19 protein-coding genes are annotated in these 21,373 nt (G+C 62.9%); 7 read left to right on the top strand and 12 right to left on the bottom strand.

Annotated features, from left to right (window positions below; all coding sequences use genetic code 11):
* Positions 1-27: 27 nt before the first annotated feature.
* The 4 genes from J3P90_RS22535 to miaB form a co-directional block, all read right to left on the bottom strand.
* Positions 28-867 (bottom strand): HlyC/CorC family transporter, encoded by an 840-nt coding sequence (locus J3P90_RS22535; RefSeq protein WP_420767321.1) that lies wholly within the window; start codon positions 865-867, stop codon positions 28-30.
* Between the two features lie 40 nt (positions 868-907).
* The gene (ybeY, locus tag J3P90_RS22530) at positions 908-1,366 is read right to left on the bottom strand and encodes an rRNA maturation RNase YbeY (protein WP_434675417.1); all 459 of its coding nucleotides are present in this window, start codon (positions 1,364-1,366) and stop codon (positions 908-910) included.
* Entirely contained in the window at positions 1,359-2,369 is a 1,011-nt protein-coding gene (locus J3P90_RS22525) for a PhoH family protein (RefSeq protein WP_434609410.1), read from the bottom strand. Before J3P90_RS22525 ends, ybeY begins: the two co-directional genes overlap by 8 nt.
* Positions 2,370-2,585: 216 nt before the next feature.
* Entirely contained in the window at positions 2,586-3,914 is a 1,329-nt protein-coding gene (gene miaB / locus J3P90_RS22520) for a tRNA (N6-isopentenyl adenosine(37)-C2)-methylthiotransferase MiaB (protein WP_420767318.1), read from the bottom strand.
* Between the two features lie 132 nt (positions 3,915-4,046).
* Here miaB and J3P90_RS22515 point away from each other — a divergent pair, with 132 nt between their 5' ends.
* Positions 4,047-4,376, top strand: a complete 330-nt coding sequence (locus tag J3P90_RS22515) for a DUF1820 family protein (protein ID WP_003185742.1) — start codon at positions 4,047-4,049, stop codon at positions 4,374-4,376.
* Positions 4,377-4,517: 141 nt separating this feature from the next.
* Here J3P90_RS22515 and J3P90_RS22510 read toward each other — a convergent pair whose 3' ends face one another.
* The 4 genes from J3P90_RS22510 to J3P90_RS22495 all read right to left on the bottom strand — a co-directional run bounded on the left by J3P90_RS22510 (position 4,518) and on the right by J3P90_RS22495 (position 8,040).
* Entirely contained in the window at positions 4,518-5,072 is a 555-nt protein-coding gene (locus J3P90_RS22510; RefSeq protein ID WP_420767317.1) for a tetratricopeptide repeat protein, read from the bottom strand.
* A 218-nt stretch (positions 5,073-5,290) separates the two neighbouring features.
* Entirely contained in the window at positions 5,291-6,574 is a 1,284-nt protein-coding gene (gene hemL / locus J3P90_RS22505) for a glutamate-1-semialdehyde 2,1-aminomutase (protein WP_434609412.1), read from the bottom strand.
* 26 nt (positions 6,575-6,600) lie between these two features.
* Complete coding sequence (gene thiE / locus J3P90_RS22500) at positions 6,601-7,227, bottom strand: thiamine phosphate synthase (RefSeq protein WP_434675416.1); 627 nt, start codon at positions 7,225-7,227, stop codon at positions 6,601-6,603.
* A 15-nt stretch (positions 7,228-7,242) separates the two neighbouring features.
* Complete coding sequence (locus tag J3P90_RS22495; RefSeq protein ID WP_420767314.1) at positions 7,243-8,040, bottom strand: hydroxymethylpyrimidine/phosphomethylpyrimidine kinase; 798 nt, start codon at positions 8,038-8,040, stop codon at positions 7,243-7,245.
* Between the two features lie 299 nt (positions 8,041-8,339).
* On the opposite strand from J3P90_RS22495, the gene J3P90_RS22490 reads away from it, so the two are divergent.
* The 4 genes from J3P90_RS22490 to J3P90_RS22475 all read left to right on the top strand — a co-directional run bounded on the left by J3P90_RS22490 (position 8,340) and on the right by J3P90_RS22475 (position 14,812).
* The gene (locus tag J3P90_RS22490) at positions 8,340-10,724 is read left to right on the top strand and encodes a 7TM diverse intracellular signaling domain-containing protein (protein WP_434562156.1); all 2,385 of its coding nucleotides are present in this window, start codon (positions 8,340-8,342) and stop codon (positions 10,722-10,724) included.
* A gap of 74 nt (positions 10,725-10,798) precedes the next feature.
* Entirely contained in the window at positions 10,799-12,448 is a 1,650-nt protein-coding gene (locus J3P90_RS22485; protein ID WP_434675415.1) for an acyl-CoA dehydrogenase family protein, read from the top strand.
* Positions 12,449-12,608: 160 nt separating this feature from the next.
* Positions 12,609-14,108, top strand: a complete 1,500-nt coding sequence (gene amn / locus J3P90_RS22480; RefSeq protein WP_305501175.1) for an AMP nucleosidase — start codon at positions 12,609-12,611, stop codon at positions 14,106-14,108.
* Positions 14,109-14,245: 137 nt separating this feature from the next.
* Positions 14,246-14,812, top strand: coding sequence for a pseudouridine synthase (locus tag J3P90_RS22475; RefSeq protein ID WP_434564075.1), 567 nt, complete (start codon positions 14,246-14,248; stop codon positions 14,810-14,812).
* Here J3P90_RS22475 and J3P90_RS22470 read toward each other — a convergent pair.
* Positions 14,807-15,016, bottom strand: coding sequence for a DUF2788 domain-containing protein (locus J3P90_RS22470; protein WP_003228500.1), 210 nt, complete (start codon positions 15,014-15,016; stop codon positions 14,807-14,809). The two genes, J3P90_RS22475 and J3P90_RS22470, sit on opposite strands and share 6 nt — an antisense overlap.
* Positions 15,017-15,267: 251 nt before the next feature.
* Positions 15,268-15,747 carry an Lrp/AsnC family transcriptional regulator gene (locus J3P90_RS22465; protein WP_039594083.1) on the bottom strand — a complete coding sequence of 160 codons (480 nt, stop codon included), beginning with the start codon at positions 15,745-15,747 and terminating at the stop codon, positions 15,268-15,270.
* Positions 15,748-16,160: 413 nt separating this feature from the next.
* Here J3P90_RS22465 and J3P90_RS22460 point away from each other — a divergent pair, with 413 nt between their 5' ends.
* Positions 16,161-17,165: a DUF6515 family protein gene (locus J3P90_RS22460; RefSeq protein WP_434675414.1), complete on the top strand. Its 1,005-nt coding sequence runs from the start codon at positions 16,161-16,163 to the stop codon at positions 17,163-17,165.
* A 178-nt stretch (positions 17,166-17,343) separates the two neighbouring features.
* On the opposite strand, the gene J3P90_RS22455 is transcribed toward J3P90_RS22460, so the two are convergent.
* Both J3P90_RS22455 and J3P90_RS22450 read right to left on the bottom strand, forming a co-directional pair.
* On the bottom strand, positions 17,344-18,237 hold the full coding sequence (locus tag J3P90_RS22455) for a cation diffusion facilitator family transporter (RefSeq protein WP_420767310.1): 894 nt from the start codon (positions 18,235-18,237) through the stop codon (positions 17,344-17,346).
* A gap of 27 nt (positions 18,238-18,264) precedes the next feature.
* Positions 18,265-18,684 carry a polyribonucleotide nucleotidyltransferase gene (locus J3P90_RS22450; protein ID WP_420767309.1) on the bottom strand — a complete coding sequence of 140 codons (420 nt, stop codon included), beginning with the start codon at positions 18,682-18,684 and terminating at the stop codon, positions 18,265-18,267.
* Between the two features lie 95 nt (positions 18,685-18,779).
* Between J3P90_RS22450 and hrpB the strand changes: the two genes are divergently transcribed.
* Positions 18,780-21,296, top strand: a complete 2,517-nt coding sequence (hrpB, locus tag J3P90_RS22445) for an ATP-dependent helicase HrpB (protein WP_434675413.1) — start codon at positions 18,780-18,782, stop codon at positions 21,294-21,296.
* Positions 21,297-21,373: the final 77 nt, after the last annotated feature.

The raw sequence follows: 21,373 nt of genomic DNA, 5'->3' as shown, positions 1-21,373 counted from the left end.
GTGTTTCCTTAGCGGCTCTTGCAGGGTTTAACGGGCAATGGGTGACAGGCGCAGCAGATGAATCCGGCGGCTGTCGGCATTCAGGATGCGGAAGCGCCAGGAGCCGATCTCGGTGGTTTCGTTGCGCTTGGGCAGGTGGCCGAAGGCACTCATCACCAGGCCGCCGACGGTGTCGAACTCATCGTCGGAGAATTCGCTGTCGAAGAACTCGTTGAAGTTCTCGATCGGCGTCAGGGCCTTGATCAGGAAGTCGCCGCTGGGCAAGGGCTTGATGTAGCTGTCTTCCTCGACGTCGTGCTCATCCTCGATGTCGCCGACAATCTGTTCAAGCACGTCTTCGATGGTGACCAGCCCGGCCACGCCGCCGTATTCGTCGATGACGATGGCCATGTGGTTGTGGTTGGCGCGGAATTCACGCAGCAGTACGTTCAGGCGCTTGGACTCGGGCACGAACGTGGCCGGGCGCAGCAGGTCCTTGATATTGAAACTGTCGCCGTTCTCCTGGAGGATCAGCGGCAACAGGTCCTTGGCCAGCAGCACGCCCATGACGTCGTCATGGCTCTCGCCGACGACCGGGTAGCGCGAGTGAGCGGAGTCGACCACGGCGGGCAGGAATTCGCGCGGAGTCTGGGTCGCCTTGATGCTGATCATCTGCGAGCGCGGGACCATGATGTCCCGAACCTGCAGGTCAGCCACCTGGATGGCGCCTTCGACGATGGCCAGCGCTTCGCTGTCCAGCAATTTGTTCTGGTGTGCATCGCGCAGCAGCTCCAACAGCTCCTGGCGGTTTTTCGGCTCATGGGCAAAAGCCTGGGTGAGCTTGCCCAGCCATGACTTCTGCCCGTTGGTCGATCGATCTTCGCTCATAGCGATTACTCTGAATCCTTTGTCGTTACAGGTTGATGTTTCAGTGTTCGTCGCCGGCATATGGGTCGGGATGACCCAGCTCGGCAAGCAACGTTCGTTCCAGCGCTTCCATCTCCTCGGCTTCGTCCTCTTCCATATGGTCGTAACCAAGCAAATGCAAGCAGCCATGGATCACCAGGTGGGCCCAGTGGGCTTCGGGTGACTTGCCTTGTTCGGCGGCCTCGCGCTCGACGACCGGGACGCAGATCACCAGGTCCCCCAGCAACGGGATGTCGAGCATTTCGTCGGGCACGTCGGCGGGAAACGACAGCACGTTGGTGGCGTAGTCTTTCTGCCGCCAGGTGTGGTTCAGCTCGCGGCCTTCGGCTTCGTCCACCAGGCGGATCGTCAGTTCCGAGTCGGTGCTGCGCTGGCGCAGCGCCAGTTCGCACCATTGGCGGAACTGGGCTTCGCTGGGCGCGGGGTGTTCACTGGCCTCTTGCAGGTCGAGTTCAAGCATTGTGGCGATTGCCTTTGCTTTCGGCCGAATCTTCATCGGCGCGGTTCTCGAAACGCTCGTAGGCTTCGACGATGCGCTGCACCAACGGATGGCGTACGACGTCCTTGGGCATGAAGTGCGTGAAGCTGATGCCCGGGACGTCCTTGAGCACCTGGATCACGTGGTTCAGCCCGGACTTGGTGCCTCGGGGCAGGTCGACCTGGGTGATGTCCCCGGTGATGACGGCGGTGGAGCCGAAACCGATCCGGGTCAGGAACATCTTCATCTGTTCGACGGTGGTGTTCTGGCTTTCGTCGAGGATGATGAAGCTGTTGTTCAGGGTCCGACCACGCATGTAGGCCAGCGGCGCGACCTCGATGACCTGTCGCTCGATCAGCTTGGCGACGTATTCGAAGCCGAGCATTTCGTACAGCGCGTCATAGAGCGGGCGCAGATACGGGTCGATCTTCTGGGTCAGGTCGCCGGGCAGGAAACCGAGTTTTTCCCCTGCTTCGACGGCGGGACGCACCAGCAGGATGCGGCGCACCTGTTCGCGCTCCAACGCGTCGACCGCACAGGCAACGGCCAGGTAGGTCTTGCCGGTACCGGCCGGGCCGATGCCGAAATTGATGTCGTTGGCCAGGATTTCCTTCACGTAGCGCTGCTGATTCAAGCCGCGAGGGCGAATCATGCCTTTTTTCGTGCGCAGGGCCACGGCAGGTTCCGACGGGGCGTGATTGTCGAGTTCTTCGACCGCCGACTCTTGCAGGAACAGGTGGACCATGTCCGGAGACAGCTCGCTCGCCTTGGTTTCTCGGTAGAGACGGCGCAGCAGGTTTTCCGCGGAGGTGGTGTGCTTGGGATCGCCGATCAGTTCGAACTGGTTCCCGCGATTGCGGATCTCGATGGCCAGGCGCTGTTCGATCAAGCGAAGATGCTCGTCGAATTGCCCGCACAGATTGGCGAAGCGGCGAGCCTCAAAGGGCTCGAGAATGAAACGATGAGGTTCGATGGGTGCGTTCAAGGTCGTTTTTAGCCGCCCAGGGGCAATTAAGGTGAAATCAAGGATAACGCCAGTAAGCTGGGTGCGAAAGGTCTTAAGCGGCGCAATCTGACAACAGGACCTACACAGCCCATTGTGGGAGCGAGCCTGCTCGCGAAAACGGTCTTGTATTCAGCGCATGTGTTAGCCGATAGACCGCTTTCGCGAGCAGGCTCGCTCCCACAGGGATCTGTACAGTTACTGCACCAGCGAACCCCGCAGCGAGTGCGGTTGCGCGGCGTCGATGTGTACGTCGGCGAACTGGCCGATCAGGGCTGGCGTGTCGCAGCGGAAGTTGACGATACGGTTGTTTTCCGTACGGCCCTGCAATTCGCCCGGGTCTTTTTTCGAGTAGTCGGTGACCAGGATCCGCTGGATCGAACCGACCATCTGTCGGCTGATTTCAAAGCCCTGCTGGTTCAAGCGGTGCTGCAAAGCATTGAGCCGCTCCTTCTTCACTTCCTCGGGCGTCTCATCCGCCAGGTCGGCCGCCGGCGTGCCGGGGCGCTGGCTGTAGACAAAGGAATAGGAGAAGTCGAAGCCCACGTCTTCGATCAGCTTCATGGTCTGCTGGAAATCCTTCTCGGTTTCGCCAGGGAATCCGACGATAAAGTCCGAGCTGATGCAGATCCCTGGCACTGCGGCGCGCAACTTGCGCAGTTTGGATTTGTACTCCAGCGCCGTGTGGTTGCGCTTCATCGCTGCGAGGATTCTGTCCGAACCCGATTGCACCGGCAGGTGCAGGTGCTTGACCAGCTCGGGAACTTCGGCGTGGGCCTGGATCAGGCTGTCGGAAAACTCCAACGGATGGGACGTGGTGTAGCGGATCCGGTCGATACCGTCCACCGCCGCCACGACGCGGATCAACTCGGCGAGGTCCGCCAGGCGACCGTCGTGGGTCAGGCCGCGATAGCCGTTGACGTTCTGCCCCAGCAAGGTCACTTCACGCACGCCGTTTTCCGCCAGGTGGATGATCTCGGCGATCACGTCGTCGAACGGCCGGCTGACCTCTTCGCCGCGGGTATAGGGGACCACGCAGAACGTGCAGTATTTGCTGCAGCCTTCCATCACCGACACATAAGCGCTGGGGCCGTCGATGCGCGGCTCGGGCAGGTGGTCGAACTTCTCGATTTCGGGGAACGAAACGTCGACTTGGGGCAATTTGGTCACGCGCGCCGCGTCGATCATTTCCGGCAGGCGGTGCAGGGTCTGGGGGCCGAAGACCACGTCCACGTACGGCGCGCGGTCACGAATGGCCGCGCCTTCCTGGCTGGCGACGCAGCCGCCGACCGCGATGACCATTTCCGGGTTGGCCAGCTTCAGTTCACGCCAGCGGCCCAGTTGGGAATACACCCGGTCCTGGGCGCGCTCGCGGATCGAGCAGGTGTTGAGCAGGATCACGTCTGCGTCTTCGGCGCGGGCGGTGACTTCCAGGGCCTGGTGTTCACCCAGCAGATCGACCATGCGCGAGCTGTCGTACTCGTTCATCTGGCAACCGTGGGTTTCGATGTAAAGCTTCTTGGCCATGGACGGATCATCACGTGATTCAAAGAACCGCGCATTATAGGCAACAAGTCCCCCGGTTCCTACCGCTGCGCGAGCAGTGGCTATGCTATAGTTCGCGCCCTCATTTTTACCCGCCGATGTGTTTCGCCAGCCATGACCAAACGTGAAGCTCCAATCTACAAGGTGATTTTCCTCAACCAGGGCCAGGTGTTCGAGATGTACGCCAAGCAGATCTATCAGAGTGATCTGTGGGGCTTTCTGGAAGTGGAAGAGTTCGTCTTTGGCGAGCGTACACAAGTGGTCGTCGACCCAAGCGAAGAAAAGCTCAAGGCGCAATTCGAGGGCGTGGTGCGCAGCTTCGTGCCGATGCATTCGATCGTGCGCATCGATGAGGTCGAGCGCCTTGGCACTCCGAAAATCAGCGAAGCCCGCGGCGCGGTCGGCAATGTGATGCCGTTTCCGATGCCGATGCCTGAGAAGTAGGGTTCAAGACCGGGTTGCTCCCAATCGCGAGCAGGCTCGCTCCCACAGTAAATCGCCGGTGAGCGCAAATCTTGCGTCGCCAGAGAGCCAACTGTGGGAGCGAGCTTGCTCGCGATGAGGCCTTCAAGGCCAGAACATTAATCAGGGCAGTGGCGAGAACGGCGTGCGTCCGTCGGCGTTCTGCAATTCCATCAGGTATTTACGAAAGATCTGCCCCAGCACCTGGGTGGCCACTTCCAGCTCGTCGCGGGGCATCTGCTCGGCGACTTCGTCGGCGGTGTCCAATGCCTCTTCGGCGCCGTTTACCGCCGCCATCTTCAAGACGATATACGCCTGGACATTGTTGGCCGGTACGCCTTCGCCATGGAAGAACATGCCGCCAAGCTTGAACTGCGCCTGGGCGTGGCCTTGTAGCGAGGCTTTTTCGAAATAGTTGAGGGCCAGCTTGAGGTCGCGGGGCGCGGCCTTGCCGTCGTAGTAGAACTCGCCCAATTCATATTGCGCTTGGGCATCGCCCTCGTCGGCCGCTTTTCGACAGGCGTCGAGTGCCGGTGCGAGATCTTGTGGCTGGGTGTTGAGGGTGCAACGGCCCATCGCCGGGATCAACAACGAGTTACCGCCTGCCTGTGCATGAGCGAGCAGGGGCTGAAGGAGCAACAGGCAGCCCAAGGCAAGGGTGCGGCCGGTGCGGTTCATGGGAATCGACTTACCTCTGAGGGGCGCGTGGACCCTTCGGGGGATCCAATAAGCGCGCATTATGAAATAAGCGGGGCCATCCTTACAAAGTCTTTACTCGTTTTTCTGCTGCAAAGGAACCGCAACGACGGTTTGTTGGGCAGATATGTAGGAAAAGGCACGGTGGGTTATGGGCAATAACTGACGCTGGTGTCAGCCAGCGTCAGTTATCCACAGGCTTATTTCAGTGCCGCGAAGGCTCGTTCAGCCGCGTCGAGGGTAATCTTCAGTTCCGCCTCGCCATGGGCGATGGAGGTGAAGCCGGCTTCGAAGGCGCTTGGCGCCAGGTAGACGCCGCCTTCGAGCATCAGGTGGAAGAAGCGCTTGAAGCGGTCGGCGTCGCTGGCCATCACGTCGTCGAAGGTCACGATGTCATCGGCGCCGCTGAAATACAGGCCGAACATGCCGCCGGCCTGGGTGGTCACAAACGGAATGCCGGCCGCGTCGGCGCGCACCTGCAGGCCATCGAGCAGGCGCGTGGTGAATTCGGTCAGTTCGGCGTGGAAACCCGGGCGGCTGATCAGGCGCAGGGTGGTCAGGCCAGCAGCCATCGCCAACGGGTTGCCCGACAGCGTGCCGGCCTGATAGACCGGGCCCAGCGGCGCGATGCATTCCATGATGGCGCGTTTGCCGCCGAAGCAGCCCACGGGCATGCCGCCACCGATGATCTTGCCGAAGGTGCTCAAATCCGGCGTCACGCCATAGTGGGCCTGGGCGCCACCAAGGGCGACACGGAAGCCGGTCATCACTTCATCGAAAATCAGCACCACGCCATGCTGGTCGCACAGGCTGCGCAGACCTTCGAGAAAGCCTGGCGCCGGCGGCACGCAGTTCATGTTGCCGGCCACCGGCTCGACGATGATGCATGCCACCTCCTGACCGACTTCGCCGAGCATCTTCTCGACTTCTTCAAGGTCGTTGAACGGCAGGGTCAGGGTGTGCTTGGCAAATGCCGCTGGCACGCCCGCCGAGCTCGGAACGCCTTGGGTCAGGGCGCCGGAACCGGCCTTGACCAGCAGGCTGTCGGAGTGGCCGTGGTAGCAGCCTTCGAATTTGATGATGCTGTCGCGGCCGGTGTAGCCACGGGCCAGGCGGATCGCGCTCATGGTCGCTTCGGTGCCGGAGCTGACCATGCGCACCATTTCCATCGACGGCACGATGGAGCAGACCAGGTCCGCCATCTCGGTTTCCATCGCCGTCGGCGCGCCATAGGACAACCCGTGCTCCAGCTGCTGGCGCACCGCATCCAGCACGTCCGGATGGCTATGGCCGAGGATCATCGGCCCCCACGAGCCGACGTAGTCAACGTAGCGCTTGTCGTCTTCATCGGTGACATACGCGCCTTCGGCGTGCTTGAAGAACAGCGGGGTGCCGCCGACGCTCTTGAACGCGCGAACAGGCGAGTTCACGCCGCCGGGGATATGTTTCTGGGCGTTGGCAAACAGGGTTTCGGAACGGGACATGGTAGGGCTCTCGAAAACGGAAATGACTATTTGATGTGCAGCAGGTCGTTGAAGGCGCGGGCGCGGCGCGTCACTTCAGCGGTGCTGTCGGCGCCGAACAGGCCGTGGACCACCGCAAGCAGGTCGACCCCATGGGCCACCAGCGGGGCGGCGTTTTCCAGGGTGATGCCGCCGATGGCGCAAACCGGTATATGCAGTTTGATGCGGGTCTGTTCGAGCAGTTCAAGGTTTGCGCTGGGTGCCCCGGGCTTGGTGCTGGAGTTGAAGAAGCGCCCGAACGCGACGTAGCTGGCGCCTTCGTTGACGGCCTGTTCGGCCAACTCCAGGCTGGCGTGGCAGGTTGAGCCGACGATTGCCTTGTGGCCCAGCAACGCCCGCACCGGCGCCAACGGGCCATCGGTCTGGCCCAGGTGCACGCCGACGCCCAGGCGCGCGGCCAATTCGGCGTCATCGTTGATGATCAGTTGGGTCTTGTAGCGCTCGCACAGGTTGCGCAGGGCCTCGGCCTCACGAAGGCGGCGGGCCTCGTCGCTGCTTTTGTCGCGGTACTGCAGCAAGGTCACGCCGCCTTCCAGCGCGGCTTGCACATAGGCAAGGAACTTGCCGGCCAGCAGTTGGCTGTCGGTCACGGCATAAAGGCCACGTAATTTCATTCCACGGCTCCTGTGCTACGAGCAGAAATCCAGCGGTAGGCGACGCGGTACGAACTGGCCTTTGCCCAGTTGTTCGGCATCGCGCAGCGTGCGCCACGTGTAGTCCAGGGCTGTCTTGACCGCGCTGGAGAGTTGTTCGCCCTGGGCCAGTCGGCCGGCGATGGCGCTGGCGAGGGTGCAGCCGGAGCCGTGGTAACTGCCGGGCAAGCGCTGGCAGGTGAACGTTTCGCGGTGTCCGTCGCGGCTGTACAGGCGATTATGGACTTCATGCTCGTCGCCATGACCGCCGGTGATCAGCAGGTGCTTGACGAAGGGCAGCAGTTTTTCGGCGCATTCATCGGCGCTGCCTTCGGGCAGTTCGGCGAGGATGCGTGCTTCAGGCAGGTTGGGCGTGGCGATGGTGGCCAGGGGCAGCAGGCGCTCGCGCATGGCGTAGCCGACTTCATCCTTGCCCAGCCGTCCGCCACCGCCGGCGCGCAGCACCGGGTCGCAGACCATCGGCAACTGCGGGTGTGCCTGGAGCAGCTCGACCACGGTGTCGACCATTTCCAGCGAGCCGAGCATGCCCAGCTTGACCGCCGCGACGGGGGAGTCGTTGAGCACGGCATTGGCTTGCGCCAGCACCCACTCGCGATCCAGCACGCGGAAATCGCTGACGTTGACCGTGTCTTGCACGGTCAACGCAGTAACGGCCGGGGCGGCATGACATCCCTGGGCAAGCAGGGCTTCGATATCTGCCTGCAAGCCGGCGCCACCACTGGGGTCGTGGCCGGAGAGACAGAGGACAACGGGGCGAGAGCTGTAGATATTCATGGTGCGCGAGCTTATCACCAAACCTCTTTTATCGGTGATTGGGCTCAGAGGGTTTTGTTGGCGACCACTTTTGTGCTTCACCAATTGGCAACCTGACCAAAGCAACAGCTCTATCTCAATGGTTGGCGCTGAGACGCCCGTGCTAGAGCCTTTTGTCGGAAAAATTTCCGTGGTGCAAATTGGCCATCAACGGCTATGCTAGAGATGGATCCAACCAATAACAGGTAATGCCGGTTTTACGTCTACTCAGGGAATGGGGGGCTTCCTGACTCAACCGGACAGGCCACGCTGGGGCTTAAATGCGCTATTTGCTGATGTTGCTGCTGTGCTTGTCCCCCTTGGCAAGTGCGCTCGAATTCGATGAATCAACCCAAAGCCTGCCTTTGGGCCACGCTTTGCAAGTGTTGGAAGACCCCAGTGGCACGGCCTCCATCGATGAGATTCTGGCCCAGGCCGCGGCCGGTCGTTTCAAGCCCCATGACAAAGCCACGCTGAACGCCGGTTACTCACGTTCGGCGTTCTGGTTGAAAGTGGACCTGCACTATCGTCCTGCCAATCCCGATGCCCAGCGGACCTGGTTGCTGGAGCTGGCGTATCCGCCGCTGGATCATCTGGACCTGTACTTGGCCGACGGCAGCGGAGCCTATCGCCTGGTCCGCCAGACGGGCGATGCTCTGCCTTTTGCCAGTCGCGAGGTCCGCCAGAACAATTACCTGTTCAGCCTGGACTTCCAGCCGGATCAACGCCAGGTCGTGTACTTGCGTCTGCAAAGCCAGGGTTCGATCCAGGCGCCGTTGACGCTGTGGTCGAGCACGGCGTACCTGGAGCAGCAGCCGGTGCGCCTGTATGTGTTGGGGATCATCTATGGCGTGCTGCTGGGGATGCTGGTCTACAACCTGTTCATTTACCTGAGCGTGCGCGACACCAGTTATTTGTACTACATCTTCTATATCGCCTCGTTCGGTCTGTATCAGTTGTCGGTCAATGGCGCGGCGGTGGAATATTTCTGGCCGGACAATCCCTGGTGGGCCAATGCCGCAACGCCGTTCTTCATCGGCTGCGCGGGGCTGTTCGGCAGTCAATTCGCCCGCAGCTTCCTGCAGACCTCACAACACAGTCGCTGGCTCGATCGACTGCTGCTGGCGCTGATCGCCTACAGTGCCGTGGTGGTAGGGCTGTCGCTGATGACCAGCTACGCCTTGGCCCTGCGCCTGGCGACGGCGTTGGCCCTGGTATTTACCGTGGTGATTTTCGCCGCCGGGCTGTTCGCCTGGTGGCGTGGCCTGCGGGTGGCTCGTTATTTCATTATCGCCTGGTCGGCGTTCCTGCTGGGGGGGATCGTCAACACGATGATGGTGCTCGGTTACCTGCCGAACATCTTCCTGACCATGTATGCCAGCCAGATCGGTTCTGCCATCGAGGTGGCATTGTTGTCCCTGGCCCTGGCGGACCGCATCAACGCCATGCGCGAGCAGCAGGCCCAGACGCTGTTCGACGCCGGACAGAAACTGGAAGTGCTCAACCAGCAATTGGCCCACGGCAACAAACTCAAGGATGAATTCCTCGCCACCCTCACCCATGAATTGCGCACCCCGATGAACGGTGTGATCGGCTCCCTGGAGCTGATGGAAACCGTCGAGATGGACGAGGAGCTGACCCAGTATCAACAGACCGCCGCCGGTTCGGCGCGGGACATGATGCGCATGGTCAACGGCATCCTCACCCTTACCGAGTTGCAGGCCGGCAAGCTCAAGGTCTACCCGACGCCGTTCAGCCTGCGTGGTGTGATTGATGCCCTGCAGGTGCAGTTCGGTGCCAACGCGGCGGCCAAGGGTTTGGACTTCAAGGTCGACATAAGCCCCAGCCTGGCGGATCGGTTGGTGGGAGACAGCGCTAAATTGGCCCAGTGCCTGGAATGCCTGCTGGATAACGCTATCAAGTTCACCCGCTCGGGTGGCATCGCCCTGCGGGTCAGTGGACGACCGTCGGAGCTCGATCGCCTGGTGCTGTCATTCGCGGTGATCGACACCGGCATCGGTTTCACCGATCTTGGCGAGGCGACGTTGTACCAGCGTTTCTTCCAGCTCGATGGCTCGATGACGCGCGAGTACGGCGGGCTCGGCGTAGGCTTGGCGATCTGCCGCCAACTGGTCGAATTGCTCGACGGGCGCCTGACTCATATTTCCGAGCCGGGGCGCGGCAGCCGTTTCCAGCTGGACGTGGAATTCGAAATCGCCTTGCCAGTGGAGGTCCCGACGCCTTTTTCGTTCGGTGGGCGCCGGGATTCCCGCCAGCCCCAGGACTGCACGGTACTCCTGGCGGACGACAACCCCGTCGATCAATTGGTCATGCGAGGCATGTTGCTCAAGCTGGGCTATCGGGTGCGCACCGCCGACAACGGTCGGGCGGCCCTGGACCTGCTACAGGGCGAGAGTGTTGACGCGGTGCTCCTCGATTGCCATTCGGCGCCATTGGACGGGGTGTCGCTCTGCTGCCAGATCCGAGCGCTGTCCGGTTGTGAGGATCTGCCCGTGCTGGTAGTCAGTCCGAACCTCGAACAGGAGCGATGCCCGTCTGGAGCGTTGATCGACTATCTGAGCAAACCGGTGAAGTTCGAGGTGCTCCAGGCGATTCTGCAGCGACGGGTGCTTTGTCCGAAACAGGGTGAAAGCGCCGATATTTAGGCGGATATGCCACTTTGATCGACCTGGAGGCGGTGCTTAACTGATCCTCTGCTGGCCGACCGAGGAGCCCCGTCATGAATTTGCATCAGTTCGCCGAAACCCACGACGTCACCAATCAGCCGCCGTCCTTGGACGGCGCCAACCTGTACCGCATCGATCTGCCGTTGCAACAGTGGTCCCAGCGTTTCGGTGCCGGTTGGGCGCAGGCGCGGATCGATGCCTACGGTGCGTTGGCCGGCGGGCCGTTGATGGAAGCGGGGTTCCTGGCCAACCAGAACACGCCGGTGTTTTCCAGTCATGACCGGTATGGCCATCGCATCGACCTGGTGGAGTTTCATCCCGCGTATCACGAGTTGATGCGCACCGCCGTCGAGCACGGCTTGCCCAGCCTGCCGTGGGCTCATCCGCAACCCGGCGCCCATGTCGCCCGTGCGTCGATGACCTATCTGCACAGCCAGGCCGAAGCCGGCACCGGTTGCCCGTTGACCATGACTTTCGCCAGCGTGCCGGCCCTGCGCCTGCAACCGGACCTGGCCGAGCGCTGGGTGCCGAAGGTGCTCGCCACCGAGTACGACCCGCGCAACGTCGGCATCGCCCACAAGGCCGGGGTCACGATTGGCATGGCGATGACCGAAAAACAGGGCGGCACCGACGTGCGGGCCAACACCACCAAGGCGTATCCGGTAGGCGCCAGCGGGCCTGGCCAGGCCTACGAACTGGTGGGGCACAAATGGTTCTGTTCGGCGCCGATGTGCGACGCTTTCCTCACCCTGGCCCAGACCGACAAGGGCCTCACCTGTTTCCTGCTGCCGCGCCATCGCCCGGATGACACACGTAACCAGTTCTATATCCAGCGACTGAAAAACAAGCTGGGCAATTGTTCCAATGCGTCCAGCGAAGTGGAGTTTCGCGGTGCGCTGGCCTGGATGGTCGGGGAGGAGGGCCGAGGCGTGCCGACAATCATCGAGATGGTTGCCATGACTCGCTTCGATTGCATGGTCGGCTCCAGCGCGCTGATGCGCCAGGCGCTGACCCAGGCCAGTCATCACTGCGCGCACCGCAAGGTCGGTGGCAGAGTATTGAGCGAACAGCCATTGATGCAAAACGTGCTGGCCGACCTGGCGCTGGAAAGCGAAGCCGCGCTGGCCCTGAGCCTGCGCATGGGGCGGGCGCTGGACCACTTGAACGACGACCACGAGGCCAAGTTCGCCCGACTGGTGACGGCGGTGGGCAAATACTGGATCTGCAAGCGCGCCCCCGCGATGATCAACGAAGCCGCCGAGTGCATGGGCGGCGCCGGCTACGTCGAAGACAGCATCCTGCCTCGCCTGTATCGTGAGGCGCCGGTCAATTCGACCTGGGAAGGCTCCGGCAATGTGCAATGCCTCGATGTGTTGCGGGCCCTGTCCAAGGAACCGGGCGTACTGGAAGTGCTGTTCAACGAACTGGGCGATGGCCATGGCGATAAACGCCTGGCCTACCACATCGACCAATTGCACGCGGCATTCAAGGACACCGACGACATCCAATACCGCGCCCGGCAATTGACCGAAGACATCGCTGTTGGGCTGCAGGCGCGATTGCTGCTCGAAGCGGGCAACAGCGACGTCAGCGATGGGTTCATTGCCAGTCGCCTTGGGGCCGGCGCCAGGGTCTACGGCGCATTGCCCCGAGGCTTGAATGTGGAGGCCATCGTCGCTCGCTCGACCCCACAGGGTTTCTAAAAAGGGCTCAGTTCGGCACATGACCCTGTGGGAGCGAGCCTGCTCGCGATAGCGTCGGCACAACCAACCTTCCCAGTGCCTGACACACCGCTATCGCGAGCAGGCTCGCTCTCGCAATACCCATACGCCACTGTTCCCGTCGGACCACGATGCAGGCAAGATGAAGGCCTGCAAGTCAGAACACAGGAAGCTGATCGTGACCGAAGCGTTTATTGTCGTTCAAACCGCCGAGCAAGCCGTGGATCGGCTGGCGGCCCTGCACGAGCGTGCGACCACTGCGCTGAACCAGGCGCTCAAGCGGTATCTCAAGGACCGCATCGAGCCGGATGCCGAGCAACGGGCCTTGTTTCGCTATCCGGCCCTGCGCCTGACCTACCATTGCCACGGCGAGGTCCCGCAAACCACCCGCGCCTACGCCAAGGTCCAGTTGCCAGGCACCTACAGCGTCACCGTCACCCACCCGGCCGCGTTCCGTAAGTACCTGCTGGAACAACTCGTTCCGTTGATGCACGACTTCACTGTCACCGTCGAAGTGGGCGTCAGCGAGCAGAACATTCCGTACCCGTACGTGGTGGAGCAGGGCGATGAGCTGGCCGGCTCCGGTGTGACCGCCGCCGTGCTGGCGCGGGTTTTCCCCAGCACCGACCTGTCGGCCGCCACCGATGGCATCGCCGACGGCCTCTACGATTGGGAAAACACCGACCCGCTGCCCCTGGCGCTGTTCGACGCCGCGCGGGTGGACTTTTCCCTGCGTCGGCTGGTGCATTACACCGGCAGTGACTGGCGCCATGTGCAGCCGTGGATCCTGCTGACCAACTACCACCGTTATGTCGACCAATTCATCGTCCATGGCCTGGAGCAACTGCGCAGCGACCCGCGCTTCGTGCGCATGGTGCTGCCGGGCAACGTGATCATCGACAAGAACATGGACCACGGCGAAGCCTCGGCCATCGCCGCGGGTGTGGTCTGGCACCGCTACCAGATGCCGGCCTATCACTTGCAGGCCAGCGATGGCCATGGCGTAACCCTGGTGAACATCGGCGTCGGGCCGTCCAACGCCAAGAACATCACCGACCACCTGGCCGTGCTGCGTCCGCATTGCTGGCTGATGATCGGCCACTGCGGCGGCCTGCGACAATCCCAGACTATCGGCGACTACGTGCTGGCCCACGCCTATATGCGCCGCGATGGCATCCTCGACCGCGTCGTGCCGCCGAACATCCCGATCCCGGCCCTGGCCGAAGTGCAACTGGCGCTTCAGCAGGCGGCGGCGAACATCACCGGCGAGAAAGGCGACGAGCTGAAAAAGCGCCTGCGCACCGGCACCGTGCTGACTTACGACGATCGCAACTGGGAGCTGCGCTGGGCCCAGGAGAGACCGTTGATCAACCTCTCCCGCGCCGTCGCGGTGGACATGGAAAGCGGCACCATCGCTGCCCAGGGTTATCGCCTGCGGGTGCCTTATGGCACGTTGCTTTGCGTTTCGGACAAACCGCTGCACAGCGAGATCAAGCTGCCGGGCTCGGCCAACGCGTTTTATGAGCGGGCGGTCAACCAGCATTTGAAGATCGGCATCGCGGCGCTGGACCTGCTGCGCAACGAACTCAACTCGTTGCACTCGCGCAAACTGCGCAGTTTCGATGAGCCGCCGTTCCGCTGATCAGGTGGTGGTCATTTAACGGTCGGGCCACTAGCATGGTCGGCCCAGACCGTTAGATGTTCACTGCCATGCCCCGACCGCCCCGTCCCGTTTCCCGCCGCCCTGGCGCAAAGCCCTCAGCCTCCGCCCCGCGCCGCGTGGCCAAGGCGCCGCCGGCCGAGCCGAAGCTGATCCTGTTCAACAAACCCTTTGACGTGCTGACGCAGTTCAGCGACGGCGAAGGGCGCGCCACGCTCAAGGATTTTATCGACGTGCCCGGCATCTACCCCGCCGGTCGGCTGGACCGTGACAGCGAAGGGCTGTTGTTACTCACCAACGACGGTCAATTGCAGGCGCGAATCGCCGACCCCAAGCACAAACTGGCCAAGACGTATTGGGTACAAGTCGAGGGGGAGCCGAGCGACGAACAGCTGCAGCGCTTGCGCGATGGCGTGGAATTGAACGACGGCATGACGCTGCCGGCCGAGGCCCGCCTACTGGACGAACCGCAGTTGTGGCCGCGCAACCCGCCGGTGCGTTTTCGTAAAAGCGTGCCGACGAGCTGGTTGGAACTGGTGATCCGCGAAGGGCGCAACCGCCAGGTACGCCGCATGACTGCCGCCGTGGGATTGCCGACTCTGCGGCTGGTGCGGGTCAGGATCGGCGATTGGACGATCGAAGGGCTCGACCAGGGCCAGTGGAAGGAAGTGCCGGCGCGCTTATAACGCGCCGGATTCGATCAGGCCGATCACCACGCTCTTGATGATGAACGCCGCGACGCCCAGGCCCAGCACAAAAAACAGGATGAACGAACCAAAGCGCCCGGCCTTGGACTTCTTCGCCAGGTCCCAGACGATGAAACCCATGAAAATGATCAGGATGCTGACCAGGCCGGTCATCATCCACTCTTCGAAAACAGCAGGATCCATCGGGGCACTCCGGCATTGGCGGGGTTGTAAAGGCGCGGCGAGTATACGGCATGGGGGCGGGGCGCAGGATTGGGCTGCGGCGGTGTGTCGCAGCTATTCATCGCAAGCTGGAGCTTTTGTGGCGAGGGAGCTTGCTCCCGCTGGGTTGCGCAGCGACCCCAAAAAGATCTGACCGGTTCCTGATTGCCAGTGGGCCGGTTTGCGACTGCTGCGCAGTCGAGCGCGAGCAAGCTCCCTCGCCACAAAAGCGGTCAGCTGCGCAGATGTGTCAACGGCAGTTCGGTGCTGTTGAGCACCTGGTTCAACACGAAACTCGACCGCACGCTGGTGACCCCTTCGATTCGGGTCAGATGCCCCAACAGCAATTTCTGATAGTGGTCCATGTCCGGCACCACCACCTTGAGCTGGTAGTCTGCATCGATGCCGGTGACCAGGCTGCATTCCTGTACTTGCGGCAGGTTGCGGATCGCGGCTTCGAAGGTCTCGAAGCGATCGGGGGTGTGGCGATCCATGCCGATGAGCACGTAGGCGGTGAGGCTCAGGCCCAGCATCTTGCGATCGAGCAGGGCAACCTGGCGGGTGATATAGCCGTCGTCTTCCAACTGCTTGACCCGCCGCGAGCACGGTGAGGGCGAGAGGCCGATGCGTTCGGCCAGTTCCTGGTTGGAGATACGTGCGTCGCGCTGCAATTCCGCCAGAATACTCAGGTCGTAACGGTCAAGTTTGCTCATCGAGCGGGCCTTTATTCGGTTAATTGCGTTGGATTATCCATCCTGAGGTAAAAATTGCGCAAGTGGAGTTTATTCGAGCAATCTTCGCAATCGCCTGCCGACGCCTCGGGCCTATGCTTATCACCAAGATCACTGCTCGGACAAACAGTCCAGTGCAGCCCGCCCAATCCGGCCGGCTGCGGTCGCAGTACCCACCGGTACTGGCAGACCCCCGAGCTGCACACTGTCCAGAAGACGGCGTGAGGTGAGCCGACGTCAAAAGCGTCGAGCACGGACTAGATTCTCAAGGGGAGGCCGACGGGCCTCCCTTTTTTATGCCTGCGAAATAAACCCCGCGGCTGATAACCTATCGCCGAACCGGCCTGGGCTTTTCCAGTCTTACGTCCAGGCCCCGAACCGTTGTGAGGAATTTCATGAAGTCGCGCATCTGGCGTTTGGCAGGTGTTGGTCTGTTGTGGGCAAGTGTCAGTGCGCAGGGGGTGGCCGACGATCAGCAAAACCGTGGCGGCCCGGACGGTGCCCGTGGGCAGGACGGACGAGGCGGCAACGGCCAGGGTTATTCAGGGCAACCCAGGCAGCAAAGCAACGAGATCATCCGGGGCGATAACAGCCGACAGTTCGAGGTCAGGCCGCAAAACCCGGGTGGACAGCAATATGAGCGTCCACCGCAGGACCCCAACAGTCACGGCCGCCCACCGCAACAGCCGGGCAACAACCTGCCGATCCAGGGCCGGCCCGACAGCGTGAACCAGACCCGTGAACCGCAACCGGGCTACTACCGCGACATCCCGCGCCGCAACGATGGCTACCCCAATGGCGGGCCTCGTCCCGGTCATGAGGGGCGTCCCGAGCAGCACTGGCCCGGCCGGCCTGACGGCCATGGCAACGGCTGGGGGCCGGGGCCGCAATATCGCCCGGGTTATGTGATCGATCGCTTCCCGGATCGCAATTATCGTGTGCCTTATCGCGGCCACGATTATTTCTACTCCGGTGGCTACTGGTATCGCCCTCAAGGGCCGCGTTATGTCGTGGTCCAGCCGCCACGGGGCATTCGCACCCGTTATCTGCCCGATTATGCCCGCGAGGTCTGGATCGGCAGTTCGCTGTTCTTCCTCGCCGCCGGCGCCTATTACATCTACGAAGCCAATACCCAGGACTACGTCGTGGTCGACGCGCCGGTCGCCAACCCGCAGCCGCAACCGCAGGGCAACAGTTTTGATGTGGTGGCTTATCCGGCCAACGGCCAGTCCCGGGAACAGGTCAACCAGGACGGCTACGATTGCTATCGCTGGGCGGTGCAGCAGAGTGGGTTCGACCCGCGCAACTACACCTACCCGCCGGCGCCGGAGGTGGTGCAGACCTATCGCCAGGCGCAGGGCAATTGCCTGAGCAGCCGTGGGTATCAGGTGACGTACTGAGGCGTGGCAAAGATCGTGCGGACGCTGCTTTTTGTGGCGAGGGGATTTATCCCCGCTGGGGTGCGAAGCGGCCCTGAACCACCGCCTCGGTGTGCCAGGCAGATTGAGTTGGCTGCTTTGGGACTGCTTCGCAGTCCAACGGGGATAAATCCCCTCGCCACAAGTTTGTGTGCACGAGCTAGGCGCTGGCGCGCTTCACCACTTCCGACGGATCGGCATGCACCAGCACTTCGGCCTTCGGATAAGCACGCTGGATAGCATCGGCGGCCTGGTCGCTGATGCCGTGGGCCACTGACAGGGTCAGTTCCCCCGGCAGTTCCAGGTGCAGTTGCACGAACCAATGGTTGCCGGAGACCCGCGTGCGCAGGTCATGGGCGCCGATCACGCCGGGCACCGCGCAGGCCAGCTCGAGCATGCGTTGGCTGACGTCGGGCGGCAACTCCTCATCCATCAGCACCGCGAAGCTTTCCCGGGCGATCTGGATCGCGCTCCACAGGATGTATACCGCGATCCCCAGGCCGAACCAGGCGTCGAGCTGATACCAACCGAACCCGGCCAGGACCAGCGCCACCAGGATGCTGCCATTGAGCAACAAATCCGAACGGTAATGCAGCGAGTCGGCGCGCACGGCATTGGAGCCGGTGGCGCGGATGACCCGATGCTGCAGCGCCAGCAGGGCCAAGGTAAGCAACAGGGAAAACACGATCACGCCGACGCTGAGCCAGGGCGCGTCCACGGGCACCGGGTCCTTCAGCCGCTCGAAAGCCTGCAACGCGATCAATACCGCGCTGCCGCCGATAAACAGCGCCTGGGCCATGCCGGCCAAGGATTCGGCCTTGCCATGCCCGTAGCGGTGATCTTCATCGGCGGGGCGCAGCGCGTAATGCACCGCCAGCAGATTGAGCAGCGAGGTGACGCCGTCCAACGCCGAGTCGGTCAGGCCGGCGAGCATGCTCACCGAGCCGCTGAGCCACCAGCCCAGCGCCTTGGCGACGATCAGCACGAGTGCCACGGCCACCGATGCCCGGGTGGCCATGCGCAGCAGGCGAGCGTGTTCGGTTCGGGTGGTCATGGCGCGGTCTTCCTTGGGCTGCGCCTCTTATGCGGCGGGTTTGAGGCCGAACGCGGCCAGTTGCTGGACGTTGCCCTTGTGCTGGATAAGACGTGGGTCATCCAGCGGGAAACTGCGGCCCAGCTCGCTTTCCAGGATCGCTTGCAGCTTGTGGTTATTGACCGTGCCGTCGGGGTTGATGGCCGGCTTGAGTTTCTCTGGCTCGATCTGGACGCTGCGGCCCGGCTCGAAATAGATCGCGCCGGTGGCGAAGTCCACGGCGAAGGCGATCAGGCCGGGGATGATGTAGAACAGCAGGCCAACGGCATCGAGCGCGGCGATGGCCGGGTCGATCTTGCCTTCGATCTGGCCGCGACGGTCCGGGTAGAAGATCGAGCCGCACGCGCTGATCTGGGTCAGCAGGGTGGCGACCAGGACGCCGCCGATCACGCGAAAGGGAATACGCATAGCAATCTCCTGAGCAGGTATGGGCGTTGCTGGTTGGAGTCCAGACCACGCCAAACAGTTCGCCGTTATACTCGGCCCTCTGTTTTGGAGCCAGCATGATTTCTTTGCCGATTGATGAAGTTTTACCCGCGCTGCGCCAAGCCCTGGCCTCGCGCCACGAAGCGGTGCTCGAAGCGCCCCCCGGCGCCGGTAAAACCACCCGTGTTCCCTTGGCCCTGCTGAACGAGCCTTGGCTGGCCGGGCAAACCATCCTCATGCTCGAACCCCGGCGCCTGGCGGCACGGGCGGCTGCCGAGCGCCTGGCCAGTGAGCTAGGGGAAAAGGTCGGTGAAACCGTGGGCTACCGGATTCGCCTCGACAGCAAGGTGGGCCCCAACACGCGCATTGAAGTGGTCACCGAAGGCATTCTCACCCGCCGCCTGCAGGACGATCCGGCGCTGGAAGGCGTGGGGTTGCTGATTTTCGACGAATTCCACGAGCGCAGTCTCGACGCCGACCTCGCCCTTGCCTTGAGCCTCAATGGCCGGGAGCTGTTTCGCGAAGACCAGCCACTGAAAATTCTGCTGATGTCCGCGACCCTGGAAGGCGAGCGCCTGGCGGGATTGCTGGACGACGCGCCGATCCTGCGCAGCGAAGGACGGATGTTCCCGGTGACGGTGCGTTGGGGCCGGCCGTTCCAACCTGGGGAATTCATCGAGCCGCGACTGGTGCAGACCGTGCTCGAAGCGCTGCACGACGAAACCGGCAGCGTGCTGGTGTTCTTGCCCGGGCAAGCCGAAATCCGCCGCGTTCATCAACAATTGGCCGACGCCCTTGGCGACGGCGGCAACGTGTTGCTGTGCCCGTTGCACGGTGAACTGGACCTGACGGCCCAGCGCGCCGCCATCGATCCAGCACCGCCCGGGCTGCGCAAAGTCGTGCTGGCGACCAACATCGCCGAGACCAGCCTGACCATCAATGGCGTGCGGGTGGTGGTGGATGCCGGGCTCGCCCGCGTCCCGCGTTTCGATCCGGGCAGCGGCATGACCCGCCTGGACACCCAGCGCATCTCCCGCGCCAGCGCGACCCAGCGGGCCGGCCGTGCCGGACGCCTGGAACCGGGGGTGTGCTATCGGCTGTGGTCCGAAGACCAGCACGAACAGTTGGCCGCTTATGGCAGCGCCGAAATTCTTTCGGCGGACCTGGCCGGGCTGGCCCTGCAATTGGGGCGCTGGGGCATGACGCCGCAGCAATTGGTGTGGCTCGACGTCCCGCCGACCGCCGCGTATGCCCAGGGCCAAGACCTGTTGCAACGTCTCGGCGCACTCGATGGCGGCCAACTGACCCGCCACGGCCAGGCCATGGCCGAACTCCCGGCTCATCCGCGAATCGCCCACTTGCTGTTGCGCGGCCAGGGGCTGGGGCTGGCGGACATGGCCTGCAACGTCGCCGCGTTGTTGGGCGAGCGCGACATTCTTCGCGGCGCCGGCGCGGACCTGCATAGTCGCCTGGCCTTGCTCTCCGGCGAGGAACGGGCGGCACGCGGCGCCCAGGGTGGCGTGCAGCGGGCGCGGCAATTGGCCCGGCAATATCGCGGTTACTTGCGGGGCAAGGCTGGGGAAGCCGTGGCCGATCCCGATCATCCACGTTGGCTCGGCGCGCTGCTGGCGCTGGCTTACCCGGATCGCGTCGCCCAACAGCGCCGGCCCGGCGGCGCGGAGTATCGCCTGGCCAACGGTCGTGCGGCGCTGTTTGCCGAGGCCGACAGCCTGATGAAGCAACCCTGGCTGGTCATTGCCGATTTGGGCAGCCGCCAAGGCCAGCGCGAAGAGCGGATTTATCTGGCGACGGATTTCGACCCGACGCTGTTCGACTCGGTGCTGGCCGAGCAGGTGCATACGGTCGACCAGCTGGACTGGGATGAGCGCGAAGGCGTACTGCGCGCCGAGCGCCAGCGCAAGGTCGGCGAGTTGGTGCTCAGTCGCGAGCCGTTGACCGGGCTGGAGGAAACGGCCCGCAGCCAGGCGCTGGTCAACCTGGTGCGGCGCAAGGGCCTGGAATTGCTGCCATGGACGCCGGAGTTGCGGCAATGGCAGGCGCGGGTGGCGCTGTTGCGTCGCCTCGATGTGGAGAGCAAGGGCCAGAGCGAATGGCCGGACGTCAGCGACGCAGCGTTGCTGGGCAGCCTCGAAGACTGGTTGATGCCGTACCTGGGACGGGTGTCGCGTCTCAGTCATTTCGCCAGCCTGGATCTGTCGAGCATCGTCCATAACCTGTTGCCCTGGCCTTTGCCGCAACGCTTGGACGAACAGGCGCCGCACCATTTGAGCGTGCCCTCGGGCTCGTCGATCCGCCTGGACTACAGCGAACACCCGCCGATCCTCGCGGTGCGCTTGCAGGAACTCTTCGGCCTGTCCGACACCCCGCGCATTGCTGGGGGGCGGCAGGTGGTCAAGTTGCACCTGCTGTCGCCGGCTCGTCGGCCCGTGCAGGTGACCCAGGACCTGGCTAACTTCTGGCGCAGCACCTACGCCGAGGTAAAGAAGGACCTCAAGGGACGGTATCCCAAGCATTACTGGCCGGACGACCCGTTGGTGGCTGAAGCGACGGCGCGGGTCAAGCCGCGCAAGTGACCTGGTCCCACCGCAGGCCCACTGTGGGAGCGAGCTTGCTCGCGATGGCGGCGAATCAGCTGCATCAGTATTGGCAG

Source organism: Pseudomonas sp. D3-10 (genome assembly GCF_051132175.1).
In the GTDB taxonomy this organism is placed as follows: Bacteria; Pseudomonadota; Gammaproteobacteria; order Pseudomonadales; family Pseudomonadaceae; genus Aquipseudomonas.
Note: the sequence above shows the minus strand (reverse complement) of the source record. Positions and strands in the feature narration are given on the sequence as shown.